The organism is Tenacibaculum aestuariivivum (assembly GCF_964507685.1).
Lineage (GTDB): Bacteria > Bacteroidota > Bacteroidia > Flavobacteriales > Flavobacteriaceae > Polaribacter > Polaribacter aestuariivivum.
This window is the reverse complement of sequence record NZ_OZ208414.1, coordinates 1,155,001-1,162,500: the sequence shown is the minus strand read 5'-3', so window position 1 is coordinate 1,162,500 and position 7,500 is coordinate 1,155,001. Positions and strand designations below refer to the sequence as shown.

2 tRNA genes and 4 rRNA genes (2 of these 6 cut by a window edge) are annotated in these 7,500 nt (G+C 44.6%); all 6 read left to right on the top strand.

The features are described 5' to 3' along the window. Positions 1 to 1,680, top strand: a 23S ribosomal RNA gene (locus tag ACN5J4_RS05035); it begins 1,196 nt to the left of the window's first position. A gap of 103 nt (positions 1,681 to 1,783) precedes the next feature. Next, positions 1,784 to 1,892, top strand: a 5S ribosomal RNA gene (gene rrf / locus ACN5J4_RS05030). A gap of 961 nt (positions 1,893 to 2,853) precedes the next feature. Continuing rightward, positions 2,854 to 4,371, top strand: a 16S ribosomal RNA gene (locus ACN5J4_RS05025). 81 nt (positions 4,372 to 4,452) lie between these two features. Continuing rightward, positions 4,453 to 4,526 (top strand) — tRNA-Ile (locus ACN5J4_RS05020). Positions 4,527 to 4,611: 85 nt separating this feature from the next. After that, positions 4,612 to 4,685: transfer RNA gene (locus ACN5J4_RS05015), tRNA-Ala, on the top strand. Between the two features lie 227 nt (positions 4,686 to 4,912). After that, positions 4,913 to 7,500: ribosomal RNA gene (locus ACN5J4_RS05010) — 23S ribosomal RNA — on the top strand; it runs 288 nt beyond the window's last position. The 16S, 23S and 5S rRNA genes sit together here with 2 tRNA genes alongside, the layout of an rRNA operon.

Here is a 7,500-nt window from a genome sequence, read left to right as displayed (position 1 = left end):
ATACACAGTATAAGTGGTAGGGGAGCATTCTATTTGCGCCGAAGGTGTTCTGTAAGGGATGCTGGAGCGGATAGAAAAGAAAATGTAGGCATAAGTAACGATAAAGGGGGCGAGAAACCCCCTCACCGAAAGACTAAGGTTTCCTCAGCGATGCTAATCAGCTGAGGGTTAGTCGGGTCCTAAGGCGAATCCGAAGGGAGTAGTCGATGGATAACAGGTTAATATTCCTGTACTTCTTATAATTGCGATGGGGTGACGGAGTAATGAAAGCACCGCGAACTGACGGAATAGTTCGTTGAAACATGTAGCTATTGGAACTGTAGGCAAATCCGCAGATCTAGGTGAAATGTGATAGTACAACAAATCTTCGGATGCGTTGATAGTGTGCCTAAAGGCTTCCAAGAAAAACCTCTAAGCTTCAGATTATAAGAACCCGTACCGTAAACCGACACAGGTAGTTGGGATGAGAATTCTAAGGTGCTCGAGTGATTCATGGCTAAGGAACTAGGCAAAATAGACCCGTAACTTCGGGAGAAGGGTCGCCCATCTTCGGATGGGCCGCAGTGAAAAGGTCCAGGCGACTGTTTATCAAAAACACAGGGCTTTGCTAAATTGAAAGATGATGTATAAGGCCTGACACCTGCCCGGTGCTGGAAGGTTAAGTGGAGTTGTTAGCTTCGGCGAAGCAATGAAATGAAGCCCCAGTAAACGGCGGCCGTAACTATAACGGTCCTAAGGTAGCGAAATTCCTTGTCGGGTAAGTTCCGACCTGCACGAATGGTGCAACGATCTGGACACTGTCTCAGCCATGAGCTCGGTGAAATTGTAGTATCGGTGAAGATGCCGATTACCCGCAGCGGGACGAAAAGACCCCGTGAACCTTTACTATAGCTTCGTATTGGTTTTGGATAAGTAATGTGTAGGATAGGTGGGAGACTATGAAGCGGCGTCGCTAGGCGTTGTGGAGTTGTCCTTGAAATACCACCCTTTGCTTATCTAGAATCTAACTCAGCAATGAGAACAGTGCGTGGTGGGTAGTTTGACTGGGGTGGTCGCCTCCAAAAGAGTAACGGAGGCTTCTAAAGGTTCCCTCAGCACGTTTGGTAACCGTGCGTAGAGTGCAATGGCATAAGGGAGCTTGACTGAGAGACATACATGTCGATCAGGTACGAAAGTAGAGCATAGTGATCCGGTGGTTCCGCATGGAAGGGCCATCGCTCAAAGGATAAAAGGTACTCCGGGGATAACAGGCTGATCTCCCCCAAGAGCTCACATCGACGGGGGGGTTTGGCACCTCGATGTCGGCTCGTCACATCCTGGGGCTGGAGAAGGTCCCAAGGGTTGGGCTGTTCGCCCATTAAAGTGGCACGCGAGCTGGGTTCAGAACGTCGTGAGACAGTTCGGTCTCTATCTGCTGTGGGCGTTAGAAATTTGAGTGGATTTGACTTTAGTACGAGAGGACCGAGTTGAACTAACCTCTGGTGTATCTGTTGTTCCGCCAGGAGCATTGCAGAGTAGCTACGTTGGGAAGGGATAAGCGCTGAAAGCATATAAGCGCGAAACCCACCACAAGATGAGATTTCTTTAAAGGGTCGTGGAAGATTACCACGTTGATAGGCTATAGGTGTAAAGGCAGTAATGTCATAGCCAAGTAGTACTAATAACCCATAGGCTTATGTAGAAGTCTTGCGCTCGAAAGGGCGCAAGCGTAACTCTTTTGATAATTTACGATATGATTTTGCTAATATGTTAACTTATACAGTTGCAATATACTGAAACGATTTAAGGTGATTATCGCAATGGGGCTCACCTCTTTCCATCCCGAACAGAGAAGTTAAGCCCATTTGCGCCGATGGTACTGCCACTGGTGGGAGAGTAGGTCGTTGCCTTTCTTTTAAACCTCAATCTTTATAGATTGAGGTTTTTTTTTGCGCTAAACTGAAAATGTTAGGATAGGCATAGCTAAATTAGATAGTAAACTAAGCCCTCACAGATTTTAAAAAGCTGTGAGGGCTTTTTAGATACCTAAGAAGTGTTATATCCGTAAGAAATAATGAGGATAGGAAGGTAAAGTATTAGGTAAATTTGATAAAAAAGGATTTATTTATCTTTTAAAACATTGATTTTTCAGCAACAATTTCCCGCTTTCCGCATTCGCTTTTTTTGTTTTTTAAAATAAAAAAAGAAAAAAGAGCTCAAACAGATGTTTCAATCGGGGCTATGCATTAGATTACTTAACATTAAAAACTGCTATTTATTTAATTTTTTATTACTAAAAACAAAGAATTTTAAAAAATAAAAGAGGAATAAAGAGAGTTAAAAAAGTCTGATTTAACTTTAAATAATTAAAAAGAACAAATTAAAATAAAAAACATTGACTTTAAGTTATTGAAAAATAGGTAATTAAAAAACACTTTAAAAATAAACAAAAAAATGTACTTGCTGTTTCAATAAAAGGGTGTAGATTTGCAACCGCTAACGGAAAAACGAAAGTTTAAAAATTAGCAAAAGCTCATTAAAATATTGGTAAGTATCACATTAATAAAATGTAAAAAATAAGTTAAAAAAAGCTTGTTTAAAACAAAGTAAAGGATGTATATTTGCAACCGCTTTAAGAGAGCGTAACGATCAAGAGATTTTGGAAATGACGTTGATAAGTCAGTTAGTTCGATTCTAACGTTTCTACAAAAAGTCTGAGAAGATTAACGAGTTGAAAAATACTTGTTTGTGTCGACTCGACAAGTTCATTGAAAATATTGAAATTGACAGCGTAAACAAAGAGTAGAATAACCACGTTCTAATAATTTAGAACAAATTCTTTTGAAACTTATTCATTAATATTATTTACAATATACAATGAAGAGTTTGATCCTGGCTCAGGATGAACGCTAGCGGCAGGCTTAACACATGCAAGTCGAGGGGTAACATTGTGCTTGCACAGATGACGACCGGCGAACGGGTGCGTAACGCGTATAGAATCTGCCTTGTACAGGAGGATAGCCTTTAGAAATGAAGATTAACACTCCATAATGTATAGTTTCGGCATCGAAACTCTATTAAACATTTATGGGTACAAGATGACTATGCGTCCTATTAGCTAGATGGTAAGGTAACGGCTTACCATGGCAACGATAGGTAGGGGGTCTGAGAGGATTATCCCCCACACTGGTACTGAGACACGGACCAGACTCCTACGGGAGGCAGCAGTGAGGAATATTGGTCAATGGAGGCAACTCTGAACCAGCCATGCCGCGTGCAGGATGACTGCCCTATGGGTTGTAAACTGCTTTTATACAGGAAGAAACCGTGCTACGTGTAGCATCTTGACGGTACTGTAAGAATAAGGACCGGCTAACTCCGTGCCAGCAGCCGCGGTAATACGGAGGGTCCAAGCGTTATCCGGAATCATTGGGTTTAAAGGGTCCGCAGGCGGTCAATTAAGTCAGAGGTGAAAGCCCATCGCTCAACGATGGAACTGCCTTTGATACTGGTTGACTTGAGTTATACGGAAGTAGATAGAATAAGTAGTGTAGCGGTGAAATGCATAGATATTACTTAGAATACCGATTGCGAAGGCAGTCTACTACGTATATACTGACGCTCATGGACGAAAGCGTGGGGAGCGAACAGGATTAGATACCCTGGTAGTCCACGCCGTAAACGATGGATACTAGTTGTTGGACTTCGGTTCAGTGACTAAGCGAAAGTGATAAGTATCCCACCTGGGGAGTACGGTCGCAAGACTGAAACTCAAAGGAATTGACGGGGGCCCGCACAAGCGGTGGAGCATGTGGTTTAATTCGATGATACGCGAGGAACCTTACCAGGGCTTAAATGTGGTCTGACAGCTTTAGAGATAGAGTTTTCTTCGGACAGATCACAAGGTGCTGCATGGTTGTCGTCAGCTCGTGCCGTGAGGTGTCAGGTTAAGTCCTATAACGAGCGCAACCCCTATTTTTAGTTGCTAACAGGTTAAGCTGAGGACTCTAGAGAGACTGCCGGTGCAAACCGTGAGGAAGGTGGGGATGACGTCAAATCATCACGGCCCTTACGTCCTGGGCTACACACGTGCTACAATGGTATGGACAATGAGCAGCCACTGGGCGACCAGGAGCGAATCTATAAACCATATCACAGTTCGGATCGGAGTCTGCAACTCGACTCCGTGAAGCTGGAATCGCTAGTAATCGGATATCAGCCATGATCCGGTGAATACGTTCCCGGGCCTTGTACACACCGCCCGTCAAGCCATGGAAGCTGGGGGTGCCTGAAGTTCGTTACCGAGAGGAGCGACCTAGGGTAAAACTGGTAACTAGGGCTAAGTCGTAACAAGGTAGCCGTACCGGAAGGTGCGGCTGGAACACCTCCTTTCTAGAGAAAGATGGTGAGTTACAAAAGGGAAATTTTACTCTTTGCTGTTAATTTTAAAAAACACTAATAATAAGCTATTATAGTCTCGTAGCTCAGCTGGTTAGAGCGCTACACTGATAATGTAGAGGTCGGCAGTTCGAGTCTGCCCGGGACTACTAAGGTGTAAATTATTAGAAAGGAAATTCTAGAAATTAGAGGATTCGACATTCAAATTCTGAATAGTATTCTAGGGTTTATAATGGGGGATTAGCTCAGTTGGCTAGAGCGCTTGCCTTGCACGCAAGAGGTCATCGGTTCGACTCCGATATTCTCCACTAGGTAATGCCTAGGGATAAGTAAAATTATTCCAAGAGTATTGCAGGATTAAAGTTGATAAAATACTTATCAATGGTGATTCGCCATGTTCATTGACATATTGGTAAAATGATATCGTAAAGAAATCAAGATAGAGAAGTTAAATTATATTTAACAACAATATTTTTATAAAAATAAATAATTATAAAGAGCTCGTTCTAAACATTTATGTTTAGAGCAAAAAGTACAATAAGCTAAATAAGGGCGTATGGCGGATGCCTAGGCTTTCAGAGGCGATGAAGGACGCGATAAGCTGCGATAAGCTACGGGGAGGGGCACATACCTTATAATCCGTAGATTTCCGAATGGGGCAACCCGGTATGTTGAAGACATATCACCCGCAAGGGGGCAAACCCGGTGAACTGAAACATCTAAGTAACCGGAGGAAGAGAAAACAATAGTGATTCCGTTAGTAGTGGCGAGCGAACGCGGATTAGCCCAAACCAATGCTGTTACGGCAGTATTGGGGTTGTAGGGCTGCGAGATTAGAATCTTAGAGAACTAGAATTGTCTGGAAAGACAAACCAAAGATAGTGATAGTCTAGTATAGGTAATCGAAGATAATATAGCAGTACCCTGAGTAGTGCGGGACACGAGTAATCCTGTATGAATCCACCGGGACCATCCGGTAAGGCTAAATACTCCTGAAAGACCGATAGTGAACTAGTACCGTGAGGGAAAGGTGAAAAGAACCCTAAGTAAGGGAGTGAAATAGAACCTGAAACCGTACGCCTACAAGCGGTCGGAGCACATTAACTGTGTGACGGCGTGCCTTTTGCATAATGAGCCTACGAGTTACTGTTACTAGCAAGGTTAAGGATTTAAGGTCCGGAGCCGAAGCGAAAGCGAGTCTGAATAGGGCGAGTATAGTTAGTAGTAGTAGACGCGAAACCGAGTGATCTACCCATGGGCAGGTTGAAGCTGTAGTAACATACAGTGGAGGACCGAACCAGTTGACGTTGAAAAGTCTTTGGATGACCTGTGGGTAGGGGTGAAAGGCCAATCAAACTCGGAAATAGCTCGTACTCCCCGAAATGCATTTAGGTGCAGCGTTGAGCGAAAATTTTATAGAGGTAGAGCTACTGATTGGATGCGGGGGCTTCACCGCCTACCAATTCCTGACAAACTCCGAATGCTATAAAATGTTACTCAGCAGTGAGGGCATGGGTGCTAAGGTCCATGTCCGAGAGGGAAAGAACCCAGACCATCAGCTAAGGTCCCCAAATATATGTTAAGTTGAACTAACGAGGTGAAACTGCTTAGACAGCTAGGATGTTGGCTTGGAAGCAGCCATTCATTTAAAGAGTGCGTAACAGCTCACTAGTCGAGCGGTTTTGCATGGATAATAATCGGGCATAAACATATTACCGAAGCTATGGATTTATACACAGTATAAGTGGTAGGGGAGCATTCTATTTGCGCCGAAGGTGTTCTGTAAGGGATGCTGGAGCGGATAGAAAAGAAAATGTAGGCATAAGTAACGATAAAGGGGGCGAGAAACCCCCTCACCGAAAGACTAAGGTTTCCTCAGCGATGCTAATCAGCTGAGGGTTAGTCGGGTCCTAAGGCGAATCCGAAGGGAGTAGTCGATGGATAACAGGTTAATATTCCTGTACTTCTTATAATTGCGATGGGGTGACGGAGTAATGAAAGCACCGCGAACTGACGGAATAGTTCGTTGAAACATGTAGCTATTGGAACTGTAGGCAAATCCGCAGATCTAGGTGAAATGTGATAGTACAACAAATCTTCGGATGCGTTGATAGTGTGCCTAAAGGCTTCCAAGAAAAACCTCTAAGCTTCAGATTATAAGAACCCGTACCGTAAACCGACACAGGTAGTTGGGATGAGAATTCTAAGGTGCTCGAGTGATTCATGGCTAAGGAACTAGGCAAAATAGACCCGTAACTTCGGGAGAAGGGTCGCCCATCTTCGGATGGGCCGCAGTGAAAAGGTCCAGGCGACTGTTTATCAAAAACACAGGGCTTTGCTAAATTGAAAGATGATGTATAAGGCCTGACACCTGCCCGGTGCTGGAAGGTTAAGTGGAGTTGTTAGCTTCGGCGAAGCAATGAAATGAAGCCCCAGTAAACGGCGGCCGTAACTATAACGGTCCTAAGGTAGCGAAATTCCTTGTCGGGTAAGTTCCGACCTGCACGAATGGTGCAACGATCTGGACACTGTCTCAGCCATGAGCTCGGTGAAATTGTAGTATCGGTGAAGATGCCGATTACCCGCAGCGGGACGAAAAGACCCCGTGAACCTTTACTATAGCTTCGTATTGGTTTTGGATAAGTAATGTGTAGGATAGGTGGGAGACTATGAAGCGGCGTCGCTAGGCGTTGTGGAGTTGTCCTTGAAATACCACCCTTTGCTTATCTAGAATCTAACTCAGCAATGAGAACAGTGCGTGGTGGGTAGTTTGACTGGGGTGGTCGCCTCCAAAAGAGTAACGGAGGCTTCTAAAGGTTCCCTCAGCACGTTTGGTAACCGTGCGTAGAGTGCAATGGCATAAGGGAGCTTGACTGAGAGACATACATGTCGATCAGGTACGAAAGTAGAGCATAGTGATCCGGTGGTTCCGCATGGAAGGGCCATCGCTCAAAGGATAAAAGGTACTCCGGGGATAACAGGCTGATCTCCCCCAAGAGCTCACATCGACGGGGGGGTTTGGCACCTCGATGTCGGCTCGTCACATCCTGGGGCTGGAGAAGGTCCCAAGGGTTGGGCTGTTCGCCCATTAAAGTGGCACGCGAGCTGGGTTCAGAACGTCGT